The organism is Corynebacterium ammoniagenes DSM 20306, from assembly GCF_001941425.1.
GTDB classification, from domain to species: domain Bacteria; phylum Actinomycetota; class Actinomycetes; order Mycobacteriales; family Mycobacteriaceae; genus Corynebacterium; species Corynebacterium ammoniagenes.
In genome coordinates this window covers 1,318,317-1,337,539 of sequence record NZ_CP009244.1, presented here as the reverse complement: position 1 = coordinate 1,337,539, position 19,223 = coordinate 1,318,317, and the positions used below count along the sequence as shown (strand labels likewise).

18 protein-coding genes and 6 tRNA genes are annotated in these 19,223 nt (G+C 54.0%); 8 read left to right on the top strand and 16 right to left on the bottom strand.

The features are described from left to right. Nucleotides 1-21: 21 nt before the first annotated feature. The 8 genes from CAMM_RS06160 to CAMM_RS06125 form a co-directional block, all read right to left on the bottom strand. Nucleotides 22-672: a copper chaperone PCu(A)C gene (locus tag CAMM_RS06160; RefSeq protein ID WP_003845620.1), complete on the bottom strand. Its 651-nt coding sequence runs from the start codon at nt 670-672 to the stop codon at nt 22-24. An 83-nt stretch (nt 673-755) separates the two neighbouring features. Continuing rightward, nucleotides 756-1,385 (bottom strand): copper resistance CopC family protein, encoded by a 630-nt coding sequence (locus CAMM_RS06155; RefSeq protein ID WP_003845618.1) that lies wholly within the window; start codon nt 1,383-1,385, stop codon nt 756-758. Between the two features lie 338 nt (nt 1,386-1,723). Further along, nucleotides 1,724-1,796 (bottom strand) — tRNA-Gly (locus CAMM_RS06150). 52 nt (nt 1,797-1,848) lie between these two features. Next, nucleotides 1,849-1,920, bottom strand: a tRNA-Val gene (locus tag CAMM_RS06145). Between the two features lie 32 nt (nt 1,921-1,952). Then, nucleotides 1,953-2,023: transfer RNA gene (locus CAMM_RS06140), tRNA-Cys, on the bottom strand. Nucleotides 2,024-2,071: 48 nt separating this feature from the next. Continuing rightward, a tRNA-Gly gene (locus tag CAMM_RS06135) sits at nt 2,072-2,144 on the bottom strand. Nucleotides 2,145-2,196: 52 nt separating this feature from the next. Further along, a tRNA-Val gene (locus CAMM_RS06130) sits at nt 2,197-2,268 on the bottom strand. 30 nt (nt 2,269-2,298) lie between these two features. Then, a tRNA-Gly gene (locus CAMM_RS06125) sits at nt 2,299-2,371 on the bottom strand. 206 nt (nt 2,372-2,577) lie between these two features. Here CAMM_RS06125 and CAMM_RS06120 point away from each other — a divergent pair. The 3 genes from CAMM_RS06120 to msrB are packed head-to-tail and all read left to right on the top strand — an operon-like array spanning nt 2,578 to nt 5,124. Beyond that, complete coding sequence (locus tag CAMM_RS06120) at nt 2,578-3,333, top strand: dihydrofolate reductase family protein (RefSeq protein WP_003845593.1); 756 nt, start codon at nt 2,578-2,580, stop codon at nt 3,331-3,333. Nucleotides 3,334-3,344: 11 nt separating this feature from the next. After that, entirely contained in the window at nt 3,345-4,658 is a 1,314-nt protein-coding gene (locus CAMM_RS06115) for a glycosyltransferase family 87 protein (protein WP_232051045.1), read from the top strand. Between the two features lie 10 nt (nt 4,659-4,668). Next, nucleotides 4,669-5,124, top strand: a complete 456-nt coding sequence (gene msrB, locus CAMM_RS06110) for a peptide-methionine (R)-S-oxide reductase MsrB (protein ID WP_003845590.1) — start codon at nt 4,669-4,671, stop codon at nt 5,122-5,124. A gap of 163 nt (nt 5,125-5,287) precedes the next feature. Here msrB and hemQ read toward each other — a convergent pair whose 3' ends face one another. Beyond that, a complete protein-coding gene (hemQ, locus tag CAMM_RS06105) occupies nt 5,288-5,989 on the bottom strand; it encodes a hydrogen peroxide-dependent heme synthase (RefSeq protein ID WP_003845588.1) in 702 nt (233 codons plus the stop codon). Between the two features lie 235 nt (nt 5,990-6,224). On the opposite strand from hemQ, the gene CAMM_RS06100 reads away from it, so the two are divergent. Continuing rightward, the gene (locus tag CAMM_RS06100) at nt 6,225-6,788 is read left to right on the top strand and encodes a DUF3000 domain-containing protein (protein ID WP_147581116.1); all 564 of its coding nucleotides are present in this window, start codon (nt 6,225-6,227) and stop codon (nt 6,786-6,788) included. 93 nt (nt 6,789-6,881) lie between these two features. Continuing rightward, nucleotides 6,882-8,117, top strand: coding sequence for an HRDC domain-containing protein (locus CAMM_RS06095; RefSeq protein ID WP_003845585.1), 1,236 nt, complete (start codon nt 6,882-6,884; stop codon nt 8,115-8,117). A gap of 70 nt (nt 8,118-8,187) precedes the next feature. Here CAMM_RS06095 and dxs read toward each other — a convergent pair whose 3' ends face one another. The 5 genes from dxs to dut form a co-directional block, all read right to left on the bottom strand. Beyond that, the gene (gene dxs / locus CAMM_RS06090) at nt 8,188-10,089 is read right to left on the bottom strand and encodes a 1-deoxy-D-xylulose-5-phosphate synthase (protein ID WP_003845583.1); all 1,902 of its coding nucleotides are present in this window, start codon (nt 10,087-10,089) and stop codon (nt 8,188-8,190) included. A 224-nt stretch (nt 10,090-10,313) separates the two neighbouring features. Continuing rightward, nucleotides 10,314-11,630: a class I SAM-dependent RNA methyltransferase gene (locus CAMM_RS06085; protein ID WP_003845581.1), complete on the bottom strand. Its 1,317-nt coding sequence runs from the start codon at nt 11,628-11,630 to the stop codon at nt 10,314-10,316. A 12-nt stretch (nt 11,631-11,642) separates the two neighbouring features. Next, nucleotides 11,643-12,479, bottom strand: a complete 837-nt coding sequence (locus CAMM_RS06080; protein WP_003845580.1) for a DUF3159 domain-containing protein — start codon at nt 12,477-12,479, stop codon at nt 11,643-11,645. Nucleotides 12,480-12,570: 91 nt separating this feature from the next. After that, the gene (locus CAMM_RS06075; RefSeq protein ID WP_003845578.1) at nt 12,571-13,599 is read right to left on the bottom strand and encodes a DUF3710 domain-containing protein; all 1,029 of its coding nucleotides are present in this window, start codon (nt 13,597-13,599) and stop codon (nt 12,571-12,573) included. Nucleotides 13,600-13,823: 224 nt separating this feature from the next. Continuing rightward, nucleotides 13,824-14,306: a dUTP diphosphatase gene (dut, locus tag CAMM_RS06070; protein WP_040354482.1), complete on the bottom strand. Its 483-nt coding sequence runs from the start codon at nt 14,304-14,306 to the stop codon at nt 13,824-13,826. 194 nt (nt 14,307-14,500) lie between these two features. Between dut and CAMM_RS06065 the strand changes: the two genes are divergently transcribed. Then, nucleotides 14,501-15,067, top strand: a complete 567-nt coding sequence (locus CAMM_RS06065) for a DUF3093 domain-containing protein (protein ID WP_075761583.1) — start codon at nt 14,501-14,503, stop codon at nt 15,065-15,067. A 66-nt stretch (nt 15,068-15,133) separates the two neighbouring features. Here the strand turns inward: CAMM_RS06065 and CAMM_RS06060 are convergent, their stop codons facing one another. Together CAMM_RS06060 and CAMM_RS06055 are read right to left on the bottom strand one after the other, a co-directional pair. Further along, nucleotides 15,134-15,424, bottom strand: a complete 291-nt coding sequence (locus CAMM_RS06060) for a DUF4193 domain-containing protein (protein ID WP_040354428.1) — start codon at nt 15,422-15,424, stop codon at nt 15,134-15,136. A 254-nt stretch (nt 15,425-15,678) separates the two neighbouring features. After that, nucleotides 15,679-16,536 (bottom strand): inositol monophosphatase family protein, encoded by an 858-nt coding sequence (locus CAMM_RS06055; RefSeq protein WP_003845571.1) that lies wholly within the window; start codon nt 16,534-16,536, stop codon nt 15,679-15,681. A gap of 25 nt (nt 16,537-16,561) precedes the next feature. Between CAMM_RS06055 and ppgK the strand changes: the two genes are divergently transcribed. Both ppgK and CAMM_RS06045 read left to right on the top strand, forming a co-directional pair. Next, a complete protein-coding gene (gene ppgK, locus CAMM_RS06050) occupies nt 16,562-17,314 on the top strand; it encodes a polyphosphate--glucose phosphotransferase (RefSeq protein WP_003845569.1) in 753 nt (250 codons plus the stop codon). A 310-nt stretch (nt 17,315-17,624) separates the two neighbouring features. After that, nucleotides 17,625-19,040: an RNA polymerase sigma factor gene (locus CAMM_RS06045; protein ID WP_003845565.1), complete on the top strand. Its 1,416-nt coding sequence runs from the start codon at nt 17,625-17,627 to the stop codon at nt 19,038-19,040. Nucleotides 19,041-19,223 lie beyond the last annotated feature (183 nt).

The window sequence follows — 19,223 nt, the reverse complement described above, 5'->3', positions numbered from 1 at the left end:
TGAAAGGCACCGCAGCGAAACTTAACTCTCGTCCTGGTCACCGTGACCGTCGTGATCGTCGTGATCACCATGATCGCCGTGGTCGTCATGGCCGAGGTCGCCGTAGTTTTCATCACCGGCGCCAATATTGCGTACTGGGACATCATCAAAGTCTTCCGTGGAGCCATCGGCTAGCTCAACCGTCACGGTGACTTCGTCGCCTGCCATCACTGGTTCTTTAACTTCCATGAGCATAAAGTGTGCGCCGCCCGGCTCTAGAGTGACAGACTCGCCGGCAGGAATGATGAGAGGATCTTCCATCTCCTGCATTTGGCCATCAACGGTCTCATGAATCTCATTGACGCCAGCATCAACGCTGGAGCTAAAGCCCGTGATTTCAATATCTTCGGAAGATTCATTGACCAAGGTGCCAAAGATGGCGGTCATATCAGCATCCTCAGCCATCGCACGGACCACACCATCTTCAAACTCCAGTACATCATCCGCTGCGTCCTCAGAGTCTTCAGCGTCTTCCGTGGCCGCGTCATTGTCATCCGATTCCGCTGGCGTGTTCGCTGCGGTTTCAGCAGCAGTGTCGCCTTGGGTGGACTCCTGCTCGGAATTGGAGCAGCCTGCCAACGCCAGCGCGGACGCAGCGACTACAGAAACGAGAATACGGGAGTGCTTAAGCATGAAAATCAGACTTTCTCCGCCAGCGAACTGACGGGGTAATAGTAAAAATGAAACTATCTCTGCGTAGGCAGACTTATTCGGCCTTACTCGGCGTCATAGCCGCGACGCTTGACCAGCATCACGGCAGCGACGGCAATCACGGCAAGAACGCCTACTCCAGCAAGAGTCCACTTCAATGGGGTGCTCAGACCTTCGCTGGCTTCTTCTGCGGCGGTCGACGTAGAAGAATCATCGGAATTATCTGCACCGGCCGCGCCGGATGCTTCGGTAGATTCTTCACTTTGGCCGTCTTCTGCAGCGCCGGCACCTTCACCGGAATCAACGCTAAATGAAATGCCACCGCGGGTAGCGTGACCGTCAGACGAGGTGATCTGGAAACCCAGCATGTAATCACCATCGCCCGGGTCCTGGCCTTCCGGGGTGGTAATAGTCAGTTCGCGTTCATTGATTTCAGGTTCCTCAGAAAAGAGAACCTCGCCAGTGTCCTGATCCGTGACAGCGAAGTTATTAAATCCATTGCGTGGGATTGCCGAGAATTCAATCATGATTTCTTCAGGGAATTCATCCAATACATCGCCTTCGGTGATGCTGCCGCCAATCGCAGAGTCATGTGCCGAAGCAAGTGGTGCCAAAAAGGCAGACGATGCGCCAAGACCTACAACGACTGCACCGGCGGTAAGCGTCCTTTTCAGGCGGATTGGTGATTGAATCATTTTTCACTCCTTGGCCCCAGGAACAATTCCTGTGGTGAGCCCATGTGATAGACAAAGTTCGACGTACAATAGATGTACTAAGGATTTAGTCGCATCGATGCTCACATTAGTTCCATGGCGTCACTTCGTAAAAGTCGCAACAAGTTCATCCGAAAGACGGATGCTATTGATAACCATTACTTTTATTGAACGGACGGGAGTTGCCACGCTATCAAAGGTGACATCAAACACAAGACGAAGCTCGACGGCGCCGTCATTTCTCAGCTTTGAGATGGCCGTGAGATCTGGGCATACAGAAAGTGGGTCACTCTAAACTCCGAGTGACCCACCTTGGGTTGAGCGGATGACGAGACTCGAACTCGCGACCCTCACCTTGGCAAGGTGATGCGCTACCAACTGCGCTACATCCGCAAACGAAACCAGGCCCGGTTTCTAGGATTTACCACCGAAGTGGATATCCGTGTGCGCGATACTGGGATTGAACCAGTGACCCCTACCGTGTCGAGGTAGTGCTCTACCGCTGAGCTAATCGCGCCTTGTACCTGTCTCTACAGACAGCACAAATTGAGGTGGAAACGGGAATCGAACCCGTGTGCACGGTTTTGCAGACCGTTGCCTCACCACTCGGCCATTCCACCGTGGCGAACCGCCTCAGGAACTTTGACGGCAAACCGTAAAAGAACCAGAGCGGATGACGAGACTCGAACTCGCGACCCTCACCTTGGCAAGGTGATGCGCTACCAACTGCGCTACATCCGCAAACGAAACCAGGCCCGGTTTCTAGGATTTACCACCGAAGTGGATATCCGTGTGCGCGATACTGGGATTGAACCAGTGACCCCTACCGTGTCGAGGTAGTGCTCTACCGCTGAGCTAATCGCGCTAAACCAAGTCTCATCGTAATGAAACTTTGAGCGGATGACGAGACTCGAACTCGCGACCCTCACCTTGGCAAGGTGATGCGCTACCAACTGCGCTACATCCGCACTGCTTCTCACCACGAGAACTATTCTGAAGAAGATTAGTTAAAAACACTCGTGCTGTGTTGCGATATGAAACTTTATCCTTTGCGGCCGTAGTTTCCAAATCCCCCGCTCACTCCAGCTTTCGCACCAGTTCAATAGTAGGAATTTCAGATGCTAATTACGCCGATGTAATTTACTCTCCCGCCGCACAGGGCTAAATTGGTGTCATGACTGACCAATCTTTTACCCCGCTGCCCGACACCTCCCCTGACGCAAGTGACATCATCGGACCCGACCCATCATCCGACAAGCCTCACGTTCGCTTTGTCGAGGTCTCGACACTATCTGGCTCGGCAACGCTCTTCGGCAATAGCCAAGCCATGGGCAACGATGCCGACACCGCATTGTTCCTCGGTCTTCGCGAACGCGCCGATGTCATCGTCGTCGGCAGCGGCACTGTCTCGATAGAAGACTACGGCGGGGCTCAACCCACCAAGGAACGTCCAACGCCCGCCCCTATCGCTGTGGTGACCAACTCCTTCAACGTGGATCCACAATCAAAGTTTGTGACAGAAGCAATCACCCCTCCTTTTGTCATCGCTAACGATAAGTCGATGAATTCCCCGGAATACGCTGAAAAGCGCGAAGCGTTGAAACAGGCCGGTGTGGAATTTATTAATAGTGGCACTGGAAGCGCTAATGAGATTGTGCAAGCGTTAAGTGCCAAGGGCCTCAATAAGATCGTGTGCGAGGGCGGCCCAGGGCTCTTCGGTCTTTTCATTGCCGATCATGCCGTTGACCAGATGTATTTGACGCTTGACCCGAAGCTAACGGGCAATGTCGAAAGGACCCTGGTCTCCGACAAAGCTATCTCTGCCATTGGCGGCTCTTCAGAAGGCACCATCGACTTCACCTTAGAAAAGGTCGCGGTAGATACCGACTCGACGGTGTTTCTTCGGTACGCAGTCGTGCCGACCACGTAATATCGTCCGATGTGACAGCTGCATTTCAGAACCGATTGGAGTCTCTAGGCTCCGCCTCCGCACCCCTCAGCCCGAGGCCCCAGAGCCATGCGAGCCCACGGGATGGTTTTTCAAACGGACCAAAGATCGCAAAGGTTCTGACTGCAGCGGCGTGGCCTTTGGCGATCGTGCTCGCGCTGCACCGTACTGTCGTCACCGCTTTTAATGGAACAGCGACAGATGATTTCTCGACGGTGTATAACGCGCTTTCGCGAGCCTTTACTGGACTTCCAGTCTATGACCAGGCCTATAACCACGTTGACCCGCTGTATCTCTATAACCCCGGGGCAACGTTATTACTTATGCCGATGGCTGCGATAGATGACTTTGAGGTAGCGCGATACCTGTTTATCACTGTCAATAGCCTCGCTATCGTTGCCGCGTTGGCGCTATTGACTCACCTCGTGGGTCAATCATTGCGCGGCCCAGTTCTGCCGGCATCTATCGCCGTGGCTTTTTCCACTGAGAGTGTCATTAATACGTTGACTTTCTCGAATATCAATGGCGTTTTATTGCTACTTCTCGCAGTATTTCTCTACGCCTTTGTGAGGTCATTCGATTTCGCCCCTGCTGCGAATCAGATACATCCACTATCGCGGACTTCGAAAACCCAGCGCTTTGTCGCTGGCATTGCGATTGGGCTTGCGATCGTGATTAAACCTCAGTTTGCACCCCTGCTATTTCTTTCCGTAGTACGACTGGACTGGCGCACCACCGTCACAGGAATTGCGATCCCGGTGGCACTAAACGTGGTTGCTTGGCAGATCATCCCGGGCGCGCAAGACTACTTCACGAAGCTGATGCCATACCTTGGTGAGCCTCGTGATTATGCAAACTCTTCGCTTGCTGGATGGCAAGCCTATTTCGATATTTCTGACGCCTTGTACTGGCCAGTGTGGTTATTGGTTGCAGCAGCAGTAGCAATCGGCACCATCGTGCTGCTTCGGTGGCGTACAACCGATGTCATGTTGTGGGCTTTGACCACTAGTGGCCTGCTCATGGTCGGAGTCTTCACCTTGTCTTCTTTAGGCCAGCAGTACTACTCCATGTGGCTATTTCCCATGATCTTCACCGTATTTCTCCCACGCAGCGTATTCCATTCGTGGCCCGCATGGTTGGCAGCAACTCTATTCCTTATCCCGAATAGCTGGACATCTACCCTGTGGCCGGATTTCGGCAGGTGGATGGGCACTTACATCGGCACCCTTGGCTGGGTACTGCTCATTGTGGTCACAGCAGCAACAGCCCTGGGATGGTGGCGTTTACAAGTAAAAAATCCGGCGTAGACTAGAAGACATGTCCGATAAATTTGTAAACGCAACAACTGCTGCCGAAACAGCCGTCGATTTTAGCAAGCTCACCGAAGACGAATGGCGTCAGCGCCTCAGCCCTGAGGAATACCAGGTTCTGCGCCAAGCGGGCACCGAGCGTCCCCATATCGGTGAATACACCAATACCACCGCGGAGGGCGTATACCGCTGCCGCGCCTGCAATGCTGAGCTCTTCCGCTCCACTGAGAAGTTTGCCTCCGACTGCGGCTGGCCTTCTTTCTTCTCCCCGCTCGCAGGCGACAACATTATTGAGCGCGAGGACCGCTCCTTAGGCATGGTTCGCACCGAGGTTCTATGCGCCAATTGCAATTCCCACCTAGGCCACGTCTTTGCTGGCGAAGGCTACGACACCCCAACCGATCTGCGCTACTGCATCAACTCTATTTCGATGAACTTCGAAGGCGCAGATTCAGACAAGTAACCCGCATAGCTAAGCTACGGCGTTAGTTTAGAAAACTTCATAGCAAAGCGGTGGCGCGAGCAATATTCATTTGCTCGCGCCACCGCTTTTGTGTGCCACCACTTGGCACTTATGCATTTATGTACTTATACCCTCGCTTGTCTCACGAGTGAAAGTTTTCACCCTAGGGCAGAATTTCAATCAGTTCGGAAACGTCCTTGACTCGACGGCCGGTGTGGAATGGAATCTCATCGCGAACATACAGACGAGCATCCGTGTAGCGCATGACGTACATCAGGTCCACGATTCGGTCGAGAGTCGGAGCCTCAAAAGCCAAGACCCACTCATAGTCGCCGAGCGCGAAGGCGGGAACGGTGTTCGCGCGAACATCTGGATAGTCACGTGCGGCCATACCGTGCTCCATCAAAATCTTGCGACGCTTTTCGTCTTCCAGTAGGTACCAGTCATAGGAACGCACAAATGGATAAACAGCGATCCACTCTTCTGGTTCTTCGCCCATGACGAATGACGGCAAGTGAGATTTGTTGAACTCTGCTGGACGGTGCAAGGAATTGCCAATCCACGTGACTTCAGAGACCTGGCCAAGCACGGTGAGACGTCGGAAGTCCGCGAATACTTTTTGAATATCTGAAAATTCCTCTGCGTGCCACCAGATCATAAAGTCAGCACTATCGCGCATGGCGGTGAGATCGTAGATGCCGCGAATGGTTACGACACCCGCTTCTTCGACATTCTGGAAGAACTGCTGAGCCTCAGCGATGATCTCTGCGCGCTCCGTACCCAAAGCGCCCGCTGGCACCTTAAAGACCGCGTGTTGTGAGTACTGCTGCTTCTCGTTCAGCGCCTTGTAATCGAGCTTTGCCATTTGCTTTGGCCCAACCTTTCATCAATCCAAATAACTACGATATCCATCATAAGTTGGATGATGACGAATTGCACCAAATGTGACACGGCGCGCCTAAATGCAATGGCGAACTTTAAACTATAGGTTGAGACTCGTGAGCATTTCCGACGCACCTACCCAGCACGCAACTGGCGCCCCTACGCCGATTTCCGGCGATACAAATGGAGCGCACAACACCGCTGGAGATTCAGAAAACATGACACCACCTGCATTTTCTCAAGCTGTTGAATCAATGCACGCAGCGCAGCTTCGTTCAGAGATCACCTTGGGCACCATTCGCCCGCCGCAAAAGCTAGCACCCTTTAGCCACGCGGTTGGCCTTGAGGTTGGCGATCATAGCGCTGACGACATCATCCCTGTTGAAACCGATGGTGATGCTTTCGGCCGCCTGATTCTTCTCCACGATCCCGGAGCTGAAGAAGCCTGGGAAGGCGCCATGCGCCTTGTCGCCTATATTCAGGCCGACATGGATTCCGATGTAGCAGGCGACCCGCTGCTTCCCGATGTGGCGTGGGAATGGCTAACGGAGTCGTTAGAAGAGCTCGGCGCTACCCACACCAACCTCGGCGGAACCGTGACTGCAACAGCGTCAGTTCGCTTCGGCGAAATCGGCGGACCACCGCGTGCACATCAAATGGAGATGCGTGCATCATGGACCGCGTCTGGCATTGATTTAACCAAGCATGTTGAGGCCTTTGCGCGAGTTTTGGCCAACGTTGCCGGGCTTCCTCCGGAAGGTGTGACTGAGCTGTCCCGCTAAATCTGTGTACGCATGCCAAGGAAGCAAAGTACTTGCACAACAGGCACGCGATATACACAGGTTTATCTCATCAGTCGACTACTCTTTTATCCTATGACTTCTCCGCGCCGTGTTCCTGAAGGTGGAATTCCCACCGTAGTATCCACGCGCGCCGGAGTTGAGGATGCCGCACGCATCCTCGCTCAAGGCTCGGGTCCCATCGCTATCGACACTGAACGTGCGTCGTCTTTTCGCTACGATGACCGAGCCTTTCTCATCCAGCTCCGCCGAGCTGATACTCCGATTTTTCTCGTTGCACCCGAGGGCATTCGCGATGATGTGCGCGAGGTGTTAGCCCCCGTTGTCAATGGCGAAAAGTGGGTTGTTCACGCCGCAGTCACGGACTTAACGAGCCTGGCCTGGCTAGGTCTTTACCCCGGCTCCTTGTTTGACACGGAAGTAGCGGGACGGCTTTTAGGAATTCAAAACCCTAACCTCGCTTCCGTCACGGAAGAGTTTCTAGGCATTGAACTCGATAAAGGCTACGGGGCCACCGATTGGTCCCGCTTTCCCCTATCAAAGGCTCAGCTCATCTACGCTGCCTTAGACGTGGATACTCTCTTGGAGCTTGCAGACGAGATGGCCTATGAACTTGAGCAAGAAGATAAAACAGAGTGGGCACAGGAAGAATTCGCGGTAATCGTCAAACAGTTTGCCAATATTTCAGCCCCTGCTCCCCGGCACTGGTATGAATCCCGAAGCCTGCGTGGAATTTATGAGCCGCAGAGTTTGGCGGTCGCCAAAGCGCTCTGGCAAGAACGTGAAAAGGAAGCCTTAGATTCTGATATTGCCCCTGGACAGATTCTTTCTAATACCACATTGGTAGAACTGGCCAAACGCATTCCGCGGTCTGTCAATCAGCTTCGCCGCATTCCGCAGTTGCGGAAACGGTCCTCCGATGAGCTCAACGCGTGGGCCCATATTATTCGTAGTGCTGCGGATTCCGACCCTCAAGGTTGGCCTGCGCTGCCGGATCCGCATCCGGAATTTCCGAATAAGCAGTTCTTGAAAAACAATTACGCCGACCTTTTAGAGCTTGCGAATATTCTCCGGGAGCGCCGCGATGAATTAGCTGACGACATTGCTGTAGTGGCTGATTCCATCGTAAGCGTTACGGTCTTGCGTAATGCTGTGTGGGCTGTTCGAGGCGATGTTAAGAATCCGTACTTTGGAGGCCGCGCTCAAACAGTTTCCACAACCTCCGAGCTTGCAGATTTCTTACACGATGAAGGGCTGCGTAATTGGCAGATTGAGCAGCTTATACCGGTATTAGAACTAGAACTTCTCTAGCCCAACGCCTCTCAAATCCAAACGGGCACCCGTACCGTAGTGGCCGGGTGCCCGTCGTAATTTTTGCAGCTTAGTGCAGGTTGTCGACCCACTCGGTTACTGCGGCGGCAATACCGTCGGCGTCCATTCCTACCTCTTCGAGCACTTCACCCCGAGAGCCGTGCTTAGGGAAAATGCTGGGGAAAGCAACGCGACGCAGCGGAGTATCAACTTCCGCGGCGGAGAAGGCTTCATCGAAAAGCGAGCCAACGCCAGCACGCATCATGCCGTCTTCAGCAACAACGACGATTTCGTGTTCATCGGCCATCTCCACTAATGACGGTGCCACTGGGCACAGCCACCTCGGGTCAACGACGGTCACAGCCATCCCCTGCTCTTCGAGAATTTCCGCAGCACCCAAAGAGCGTGCCGACATCGCACCGACGGAGATAATCAAAACCTTCTTGGTGGTGTCATCAGCAAAGCGCTCTTGCTCAGACTCAAATAGGATATCGACACCATCGTCGGTGCTTGCTACCGCGTCCATATCCTCGAGCAGGTTACCCTTTGGAAAGCGGACAACCGAGGGGCCGGATTTAATGTCCAAGGATTCTTGGAAAAGCTCACGCAGGCGCTGCCCGTCGCGTGGGGCGGCAACGTGGATGCCGGGAATGATCGTCGTTAAGGACATGTCCCACACGCCGTTGTGGCTTGGACCATCAGACCCTGTGACCCCTGCGCGATCCAAGACGATAGTTACTGGCTGCTTCAGCAGTGCAATATCCATGAGGAGCTGATCGAAGGCACGGTTTAAGAACGTCGAATAGATAGCCACGACAGGGTGCATTCCGCCGAGAGCAAGCCCCGACGCAGAAGCCATTGCATGCTGTTCTGCAATTCCAACATCGAAGAATCGATCTGGGAACTTTTGTGCGAATGGAACAAGGCCTGTAGGCCCAGCCATCGCAGCAGTGATAGCCACAATATCGTCGCGCTGTTCCGCAGCAGCAATGAGTTCTTCCGAAAATACTGCGGTCCATCCAGGCTGGCTCTTGCCCTTGGGCACGCCCGTTACTGGGTCAATCGCGCCGGTAGAGTGCATCTGATCCTGTGGCTCATTAACGGCTGGGGCGAAGCCGTGCCCCTTCTCAGTGACCACATGGACAATGATTGGCCCGTCATAATCACGCGCATAACTGAGTGCGTGATCCAAAGCTTCCAAATCGTGGCCATTGACGGGGCCGATGTATTTCATTCCGAGTTCAGGGAACATTTCCGTCGGTAAGATCGACGACTTCACGCCTTCTTTTACCGCACGCAATGCATCGAATGTACGGTGACCAACCCAGCCCAAAGACTTCAAGGTCTTCTTGCCGTGCTCCATCAACTCGTCATAGCCGTGCTGGGCACGGATACGGCTGAGGTTTGCGGATAGACCACCGATGGTTGGTGAGTAGCTGCGTCCATTGTCATTGACCACGATAACGGCATTGCGCTCGTTATCAGCAGAAATATTGTTTAAAGCTTCCCAGCACATGCCGCCGGTCAGCGCACCGTCGCCAACGACCGCGACTGCATTACGCCCTGCTTCGCCCTTGATACTAAACGCTTTGCTGAGCCCGTCCACAACGGAAACTGCGGCCGAAGCATGGGAAGACTCAGTCCAGTCATGTTCTGATTCACCACGGTCGGTGTAGCCCGACAAGCCGTCTTTTTGCCGCAAGGAATCAAACTGCTCTGCGCGACCCGTCAAAATCTTGTGCACATACGACTGATGCGAGGTGTCGAAGACAATGGGATCGCGCGGAGAATCAAAGACTCGATGCAACGCGATGGTCAGTTCCACCACACCGAGATTTGGGCCCAGGTGTCCGCCAGTGATTGAAACCTTATCAATGAGGAATTGGCGAATCTCGGCAGCCAACTCCTCTACTTTGTCATCGGACAGGTTTTTCAGGTCTTGCGGTGAGGACACCTTATTAAGAATTCCCATGGAGTGTTTAGAATCCCTTTGCTAACGACGGGGCATGACAATTTGTTGTGAAACTTTCACGTTGCTCGCGCTCCTGCGGCGGAGTTGAGACAGCGTTTCAGGGTGACATCGAGCGCGATATTTTAGGATCTACCGTACCCCGCAAAGTACGCAAAGCGTGAATGCCTACCCGCAGGATACTTGAGCTTGCGAACAATCCTTTCAACGCGTGAAGAAAAGCCGAATTAGACGTCTTCGGATTCTGAAACTTCTAACATTTCTTCCGCGATTCCAGGTTCTAGTAGCGCAATAACCTCAAAATGGTGGGTTCCGGGGAAAGCGTTGACCAAAGACAAGCGCTGAACCTGAAATCCGTGCTCATTCCAATAGTTGATATCGCGCGCAAACGTCGCTGGGTCACAACCCACGTGCACCACGCGCTGTGGGGCTACTGACGCCACGGTTGAAACGACGTCCAAGCCAGCACCCGTGCGCGGCGGATCCAAGACCACTGCGGTTGGGCCAGGTAGCTGCGCGGCAACCTTTTCCACACGGTCGGAGACGACATCGAGCTCATATTGTTCAAGATCTGATTGATTTAGCGCGGTTGCGGCCGGTGAATAGTCCACGGAAATCACGCGCGCAGGCTTCTGCGGCGAGCCGAGGCTGCGGGCAATAGCGGGAACGAAGACGCCTACGCCGCCATATAAATCCCAGCCCAAAGGCTCACGTCCGACGGTGTGTGGGCAGTCTTTGAGGTACTCCCGAATCACTTCCGCGTAAGTTTCCGGTGCCGCGATATGTGCTTGCCAAAATGCCGTCGCTGGAAAGCTAAACTCATGGCCGTCTGCTTGTTCTACAACGTCACCAGATCCTTCGATGACCGTGGTGACCTTTTCCACGCGGCGTCCGCGAGGTGCTTTGGAAGATTCCACCACGTGGCGGTCACCTTTGCTATCGATAACCGCGATGACTTCCGAGTTCGGGGTAAAACGGCGAGCATCTGCGCCCACCAGGCCATCGACAAGCCCTGGCACTAGTTGCGAACACGCTACCTCGTGCACAATGTCATTGGAGTTGCGCTTGCGCGCGCCTGCACGGCCTTGCTCATCTACTCCCAAACGCACACGGGTGCGCCATCCGCGTTGTGGGTTAAGGTTGATCGTCTCGATATCCGGAATGTCGGTTGCTTTTGCTACACGATGCAGCTGGTCAACCAAAATGTCCAGCTTGATCCCTACTTCTGACGCGGGATTGAGCTCGGCAAAATCACAGCAGCCGGCGCCCAATTCCGCGGCAGGGCATGACGATGCTACTCGGTGCGGACCTGCCTGCAGCACCGTTACAAGCTCAGCGTGCGCAAAAGACTTCTTAGCTTTGGTCACGCGGACCTCGACCTCGTCTCCGGGGAACCCGCCTTGGACGAAGACAATGCGGCCATCGGGTGCATTGCCAATGCCTTCCCCGCCGTGCGCCATGCGGTCAACGGTCAGCGCAAAAGTATCTCCGACTTTAATCGCCCCCTCTTGTTCTGTCCGCTGTGATTTTTCTGGTGTGCTCATGGGCACTCCTTCCTATTGGTTTTGGTCACCGTCATTGATGGTTTCAGCAGCGTGATCTGCAGATTCTTGGGAATTGGCATCCGAGGCCTCAGAGTCGCCGGTTGGTTTTTCTGCTTTCGGGACAATGTCCCCGCGCTCGACGGCGACCTCGATTGCCTTATTTGCGCGCCGAACCATCCACACTGTCAAGGCTGTCACGACTCCGGTTAAAGGCCAGCCCATCAGGATGCGCACGATACCCAGCGTGGTGGTATCGGAAGAATTATAGAGATTGTTTTGCACGATAAAGCGGGCCACAAAAATAACGACCCAGCCCAGCGTTGCGATTGCATACGCGCGACGAGCAGGGGTAACTCGCTGCCACATCATGTCTTCGCCGTTGATGCCCTTCCAGATCACACCAACAGCAGGCCACTTGAATAGCACTGATGCCAGAGCGACCACGGCAAAGACTAATGATGCCCAGATTCCGTAGAGGAAATATCCTTTGGCATCGCCGGTAAACCACGCAATGGCGGCACAAAACGCTACGCCCAGAAAGCCCGAGATAGCTGGCTGAATGGTTTCTTTACGCACCACGCGCCACACTAAGATGACCAGCGCCACCGCCAATGCAGCAATAAGCGCCGGACCGAGCCCCCACTTACTGTTGACGGGCACTAACACCACAATTGGCAACGTGGTTGAGACCAGGCCCTGCCACCCGCCCATCTGCTCGAGCAATGTCTGCTCTTCAATGGGCTTTCGTTCCGCTTTTACCTTGGACTGTGCTGAGTCTTGCGCACCACTAGGATGCGCAGCGGCCGAGCCTGCGCTGTCTTTTCCAATTGGGTCATTCAGGTCATTCACCGTTTAAATATTGCCTTTGACATCGTACTGAGAAATAAGCGCCCACAGCACGCACGGGTATTGGTGCTTGGGCGCTTGCGATAGCTCTACTCTACTTGGAGGTAGAGCCTCCATCGGAATCATTTTCCGAGGAGTCATCCGATTCGGGCCGCTGATCGGCATCATCGGGGTCATTTTCCGGATGATTCTCTGAGTTCTTGGCTGCAGCTTGAGCTGCGGAATTTCCACCAAGCATCTGAAACAGCTGCCGGGCGGCCGCTTCCTGAGCAGCCTTATTCGCAGCGTTAGTGTTTTGCTGCGGATTCGCCTGGGTCTGGCTCTGTTCGTTTTTACGACGCTCCATCTCGTCTTGCACCTGCTTGACCAGCTGCGGTGGCATAGTGACCGGAAGTGAGTTGCCAGCCAAAATTGGTTCGTCGCCGCGGTAGACAAATACCCGGGAGGCGACTTCACGTGCAAGCTCGGTCAACCCCTCTTCCTTGCCTGTGGGTGCAGCTAGAGTTAGCCGCAGTAGCCACCGTGGGCCTTCGATTCCGATAATGCGGATCATGCCATTGGCATTCTGCGCGACGATCTCAGTTCCCCACGGCCCTTCCTCCAGGTCGGTTTGCATGCCATCTCGATGGATATTTTCTACCAATTCGCCAACGGATGATTCCCACTGGCCGCTGGAGCGAGGGGCGGCAAAGGCCACTGGGGTAATCCGCCCAAATTCCGTGATGATATGCAACATCTTTGGCCCTTGCGGACCCATTTCTACCTGCACCTGAGAGCGCTTAGGCAGTGGAATCTTCATTGATTTCAAGTCCAAGATGCCGGTGGAAAACTCGGAGAAATCAAAAGTTTCAATATCCACTGAGTCACCATCAAATGGGCCGGTATCGCCATTGATGGCATCATGTGGGTTCACGGTAACGTTCAGCCCCGAAGCGGCTGCTGCATCACCAGGAGTATCTGCTGGAGCTGGCGTATCAACGCCTAAGGTCTGCTCATTGTCCGACTCGGCTGGCTGTGCCGGTTCGGTAGCATCACTCGCCTCGGGCGGCGTTGGGATTTCAGCGGATGTTGCTTCATCCGCGTTATCTTTCTTCTTTTTCTTACCAAAAGGCCAAAGTGCCATGGTGTGTCATCATCCCTTCAGACGAAAATATCGGTCTGATTTTCATCATTTTTATTACTTCCGCTCGGACCAGACGCTGGAGACAACCCTGGGCCTGGTGGGCTACGGAATTGAAAGTATTTCTTACCAGCCTAACGAAGCTGGAGAATTCTTCAGGCACACGACGATAAAATCATGCACTTTTTCTCACGTCGAGGAGTGGATTAAATCTCTCTGGCGCAGGCTTAAACGCCGGTAGAGCCGTATCCACCAGCTCCACGCGTGGTGTCATCGAGTTCTTCTACCTCGACAAAATCAACGAGCTCTACGCGTTGGATCACCAGCTGCGCAATACGCATTCCGCGCGTAATCTCAATTGCTTCATGCTGATCATGATTGATCAAGCACACCTTAATCTCGCCGCGATAGTCAGCATCGACGGTTCCTGGGGTGTTAACCACGCTTAAGCCATGCTTGGCGGCAAGCCCAGAACGAGGGTGAATAAGCCCGACGGTGCCCAAAGGTAAAGCAATGGCGATGCCTGTTCCCACCAAAGCACGCTCGCCCGGTTGCAGCGTGACCGCTTCGGCAGCGTAGAGGTCCGCACCGGCGTCACCGCGATGAGCACGATGTGGCAGCGGCAGCTCTTTATCCAGACGCTTGATAGCTACATCGGCTAGCGGAGCAAGTTCCGCAGCAGCCGACGTGCCATTGAGATTGTCAGTCATATTCTTATTCGCATTCACGTCCCACACCATACCGCCCTCAACCACGCAAGGAATGCTCAAGGAGCACTTAAAGCACGAGTGAGGCATCTTCTCATCTCGCTGCGTTGATGCCACCAAAGACGACACGCGCTTCGGTGTGTGGTCTAAGTCAAGGTAGTTCGCGAAAAAACATGGAACAAGTACACTTATATTTTGTGACTTCATCTGCTAATTCCACTCCAAACAGCACCCCCGCTAATGGCAACGCGGGTGGTGGTACTGCCGCACCTGCCGAGGTTTTGTACCGGGAACGACAATGGGTTCCGTGGTACTGGTGGCTAGGAGCTGCCTTTGTGGCCGGATTGACTGCTGCAACGGTGGGGCTAAACCGGCAGGGCATTTTGCCGGTCATCACCTTTCTTATTGTCTTCGCGCTGATCGCATGGGCTTTGGTGTCCATGTCGAAAACCATCATCCGCGTTGAAAAGGATCCGGATAACACGCGCTGGTTACTGGTCAAAGGTGCCCAGTTGCCAAGCGATGTAGTCGCGCGCAGCTTGGCGGTACCGAAGTCGGCGCGACGCAGTGCTTTAGGGCCACAGCTAGACCCTGCTGCATTTCTTGTGACCCACCAGTGGGTCGATGAATTGGTGATGTTGGTGCTCGACGACCCAGAAGATCCCACGCCTTACTGGTTGGTCAGCTCGAAAGACCCAGAAGCTCTTCTCCGCGCATTTGTGCCTGAGCAAGCAGACCAAGCCATTAAAGACTTAGACTCCTAGTGCGAGCAGAACATTAAAAAGTGACGGCATCTTCGCAATGAAGGTGCCGTCACTTGCGTATTGGGGTTAAGCGCAATCGAGACAGATCGGCTGGCCGTCTTCCTCATGGGAAAGGCGTCGCTTTGGCTGCACGATAAAGCACGAAGAACAAGTAAATTCGTTCTCCTGGCGTGGAACTACGGTGACGTTAAGCTCTTCACCAGTGAGATCCACTGTTGGCGGTTCAAACGGCTCAACAATTTCGCCGTCATCGTCCATACCGTTGTTTTCGTTTTCAGCAGCCTTAAGACCTTCGAGGGAATCGGTCTCCAGCTCGTCTTCGACTCGGCGACGGGGTGCGTCGTAATCGGTTGCCATAGATATGTCCTTAAATAGGGTTTTACATACGGTTTACGTTTCGTCGATCGCGCATACTAAGGCACATTTGTCCATCTGTCATTCTCGTCCTCAATAGAATGAGAATTTTTTACCCCCATAGCGTATATCTTCCGCAATTTTAAGGCTACTACCTGCACATTCTCTGATAGCGAACGGGGTTGTGATTTTACCCCTACTCCGGCTGTACAGACCCCCGATTTGCCCAAAGAATGCACAGTGCAAACGAGGCAGTTTTAGTCGATAACTTCAGCCGCGCCCGCCGACGCCAAAAGCCGCTCAAAAGCCGGTGCCAGCTCAGCCGAAGCAGCCCAGACTAGTGAACCGCGATCCGTACCGGTCTCCCACTGCTTAGGCACATACACGTGCGCACCAGCTTCACGCGCGATCACCACTCCGGCGGCAACGTCCCAAATCTTGACGCCATGCTCGTAGTAGGCATCCACCGTGCCTTCGGCAACACGGCACAAATCAAGTGCTGCTGAGCCCATGCGGCGAATATCGCGCACTTGCGGCAGCAGCTCCTGCAAAATCTTGGCTTGGCCTGCGCGACGCGTCTCGGTATAGCCAAAGCCGGTGGCTACGAGGGACAGCCCTGGATCAGTTTCTTCCCGGCAGCGCAAAGTTGTGCTGGTACCGTCCGGAAATGTCACGGTAGCTCCATGGCCGACAGCTGCGGAATACAACGTGCCTTTTACAACATTGATGACCGCTCCGGCGACGTACTGGCCATCAACCATGGCCGCCAAGGAAACTGCGTACTCCCCCAACCCGTACATAAAGTTCACGGTGCCATCAATCGGGTCAATCACCCAGGAAACACCGGACGAGGAGGCTACATTGGCGCCTTCTTCCCCGATGATTCCATCGTCTGGCCGGTCCCGACGGATACTTCCCACCACGAACTCTTCAGCTGCGGTATCGACCTCAGTCACGGGGTCTACCGCGGAAGTCTTCGTCTGGCTGTGAGCACGGATATCACCCGTGGCCGTAATCTCGGACCTTTTGGTCGAAATTAAAGACGCTGCCTGCTGTGCCAGATCAGCGGCGTAGTCACGAAATTCACGCACATCGAATTCAGTCATACCAACCATTGTGCACTTCTATAAGATCGTGCGCATGAACACTTCCTTCGGCATTGACGTGGGCGGCTCAGGAATTAAAGGCGCCATCGTTGATTTAGACACCGGCGAATTCGTTGGTGAGCGCATCAAAATCTCTACCCCTAAGCCAGCCACCCCAGAAGCGGTTGCAGCAACCGTGTTAGAAATAGTCCAGAAAGCGAAATGGGACGGCCCGATCGGCATCACCGTGCCCTCTATCGTAAAGGGACAAATGGTGCTGTCTGCGGCCAATATCGACAAGTCGTGGATTGGCACGGACGCATATGAGTTGTTCCATCGTCACCTCGGGCGCGAGCGGCATATCTCCATTCTCAATGACGCAGATGCTGCGGGCCTTGCTGAAGTAGCTTTTGGAGAAGCCAAGGCAAAGAATGGACAGGTCATCTTCCTCACGCTCGGCACGGGGATCGGCTCCGCATTCCTCATGGACGGCAAGTTGTGGCCCAATACAGAACTTGGGCACTTGATAGTCGATGGTGACGAAGCAGAACACCAAGCCTCATCGGCAGCAAAAGACGACTTCGGGTTATCGTTTAGAAAATGGGCACAGCGCGTCGACCGCGCTCTTCATGAGTATGAGGCCTTATTTAACCCCGACTTGTTTATCATTGGCGGCGGAATCTCACGTCGCTTTGACAAGTGGGGGCCGTATCTTACGGTTCAGACTGAAGTTATCCCTGCTCATCTGCGCAATAAGGCAGGAATCATTGGAGCCGCAATGGCTGTCACCAAAGACATTGCTCCTTAATTCAGCTGAAATTTACCTGTGAGTGTTAAACACAAAAATAATAAAAGCTCTCTATAATAGAGCCAATGCCGACCCGTTCTAGCAGTGGCGATGGATAATCATCTATACTGGGAGGTCGACCGTTCAATATTGAGCAACTATGCACGTGGTGGATGCGCAGTTCATGCTGCAGCCCCTCTTCCGACGAAGGAAATGAAAGCGTCAATGCTGGCCTTTTACTGACTCGCCGCACTTTGAGGGTGTATATCCAGGTTTTACAACTGATGCGTGTTAAGTTTCAAACAAATCATGTCTAGGCGAAAGGGCGTACGTGGCAGCCACTGAATCTTCAGACCAGGCTTTCGGCGAGGGCGCAGAGGAAGATCCTGCGGTAAAGACCCCTGCCAAGAAGACCGCGAAGAAAACGGCCAAGAAAACCGCTAAGAAGACGGCGAAGAAAACGGCCAAAAAGACAGCGAAGAAGACCGCTAAGAAGACGGCAGCGAAAAAGACCGCCAAAAAGACTGTCCGGAAGTCGGCAGCAAAGAAGGCGACCTCTCCTGCTCAGGCTTCCTCGGACTCCAGCGATGAGGAAGCATTAGAAGAGCAGGATGTTAACGCTAACGAGGATGAAGAGCAGCCGGAGGCTGACTTCGATCCAGCGGTAGCGGACGACGAAGAATTCGTTGAACCCGATGAGGACATCGAGGAAGAAGACGAAGAGGAAGAAGAAGACGCTGGTGCCAGCGTCTGGGACGAAGATGAGTCTGCCACCCTGCGTCAAGCTCGCAAGGATGCGCAGCTTACTGCTTCCGCTGACTCCGTTCGCGCCTACCTCAAGCAAATCGGTAAGGTCGCGCTTCTTAACGCCGAGCAAGAGGTTTCTTTAGCAGAGCGTATTGAAGCCGGCCTGTATGCCCAACACCGCATGGACGAAATGGAGCGTTTGACCGCAGAAGGTGATGCAGCTGCGAAGCTGTCGCCGGCGCAAAAGCGTGACCTGCGGTGGATTGCGCGCGATGGCCGCAAGGCTAAAAACCACCTGCTAGAAGCTAACCTGCGTCTGGTTGTTTCCCTGGCAAAGCGCTACACCGGCCGTGGCATGGCCTTTTTGGATCTGATCCAGGAAGGCAACTTGGGTCTTATCCGCGCGGTAGAAAAGTTTGACTACACCAAGGGCTACAAGTTCTCGACTTACGCTACGTGGTGGATCCGTCAGGCTATTACTCGCGCTATGGCGGACCAGGCTCGTACTATTCGTATTCCGGTCCACATGGTTGAGGTCATCAATAAGCTAGGCCGCATCCAGCGCGAGCTTCTTCAGGATTTGGGCCGCGAGCCAACCCCACAGGAGTTGGCAAAGGAAATGGACATCACCGAGGAAAAGGTGCTGGAGATCCAGCAGTATGCTCGTGAGCCCATTTCCTTGGACCAGACCATTGGTGATGAAGGCGACTCGCAGCTCGGTGACTTCATCGAAGACTCTGAGGCAGTTATTGCTGTCGATGCCGTCTCGTTCACCTTGTTGCAGGATCAACTCCAGGATGTATTGACTACCCTGTCAGAGCGCGAGGCTGGCGTAGTTCGTCTGCGCTTTGGTCTGACCGATGGCATGCCACGGACTTTAGACGAAATCGGTCAAGTCTACGGTGTTACCCGTGAGCGTATCCGTCAGATTGAGTCGAAGACGATGTCTAAGCTGCGTCACCCATCACGCTCCCAGGTTCTGCGCGACTACCTGGACTAATGAACAGTCTCGCTTTCAAGGGGCGGCTTCCACTTTCACGGAAGCTGCCCCTTGTGCCGTTTTATCGTTGTGGCGTTCTATGGCACCGAGTGTGTGGAGGGTGAAAACATAAGTGGAGACACCAGGCTCGGGGGGTGGCCTAGTGTCTCCGTGTCAGGGGGCTCGCGCCGGTACATTCGGGGG

What these genes read in the sequence shown, in the direction of transcription:
- CAMM_RS06160 (WP_003845620.1), bottom strand. Translation starts at nt 672, where the DNA reads ATGCTTAAGCACTCCCGTATTCTCGTTTCTGTAGTCGCTGCGTCCGCG.
- CAMM_RS06155 (WP_003845618.1), bottom strand. Translation starts at nt 1,385, where the DNA reads ATGATTCAATCACCAATCCGCCTGAAAAGGACGCTTACCGCCGGTGCA.
- CAMM_RS06120 (WP_003845593.1), top strand. Translation starts at nt 2,578, where the DNA reads ATGACTGACCAATCTTTTACCCCGCTGCCCGACACCTCCCCTGACGCA.
- msrB (WP_003845590.1), top strand. Translation starts at nt 4,669, where the DNA reads ATGTCCGATAAATTTGTAAACGCAACAACTGCTGCCGAAACAGCCGTC.
- hemQ (WP_003845588.1), bottom strand. Translation starts at nt 5,989, where the DNA reads ATGGCAAAGCTCGATTACAAGGCGCTGAACGAGAAGCAGCAGTACTCA.
- CAMM_RS06100 (WP_147581116.1), top strand. Translation starts at nt 6,225, where the DNA reads ATGACACCACCTGCATTTTCTCAAGCTGTTGAATCAATGCACGCAGCG.
- CAMM_RS06095 (WP_003845585.1), top strand. Translation starts at nt 6,882, where the DNA reads ATGACTTCTCCGCGCCGTGTTCCTGAAGGTGGAATTCCCACCGTAGTA.
- dxs (WP_003845583.1), bottom strand. Translation starts at nt 10,089, where the DNA reads ATGGGAATTCTTAATAAGGTGTCCTCACCGCAAGACCTGAAAAACCTG.
- CAMM_RS06085 (WP_003845581.1), bottom strand. Translation starts at nt 11,630, where the DNA reads ATGAGCACACCAGAAAAATCACAGCGGACAGAACAAGAGGGGGCGATT.
- CAMM_RS06075 (WP_003845578.1), bottom strand. Translation starts at nt 13,599, where the DNA reads ATGGCACTTTGGCCTTTTGGTAAGAAAAAGAAGAAAGATAACGCGGAT.
- dut (WP_040354482.1), bottom strand. Translation starts at nt 14,306, where the DNA reads ATGACTGACAATCTCAATGGCACGTCGGCTGCTGCGGAACTTGCTCCG.
- CAMM_RS06060 (WP_040354428.1), bottom strand. Translation starts at nt 15,424, where the DNA reads ATGGCAACCGATTACGACGCACCCCGTCGCCGAGTCGAAGACGAGCTG.
- CAMM_RS06055 (WP_003845571.1), bottom strand. Translation starts at nt 16,536, where the DNA reads ATGGTTGGTATGACTGAATTCGATGTGCGTGAATTTCGTGACTACGCC.
- ppgK (WP_003845569.1), top strand. Translation starts at nt 16,562, where the DNA reads ATGAACACTTCCTTCGGCATTGACGTGGGCGGCTCAGGAATTAAAGGC.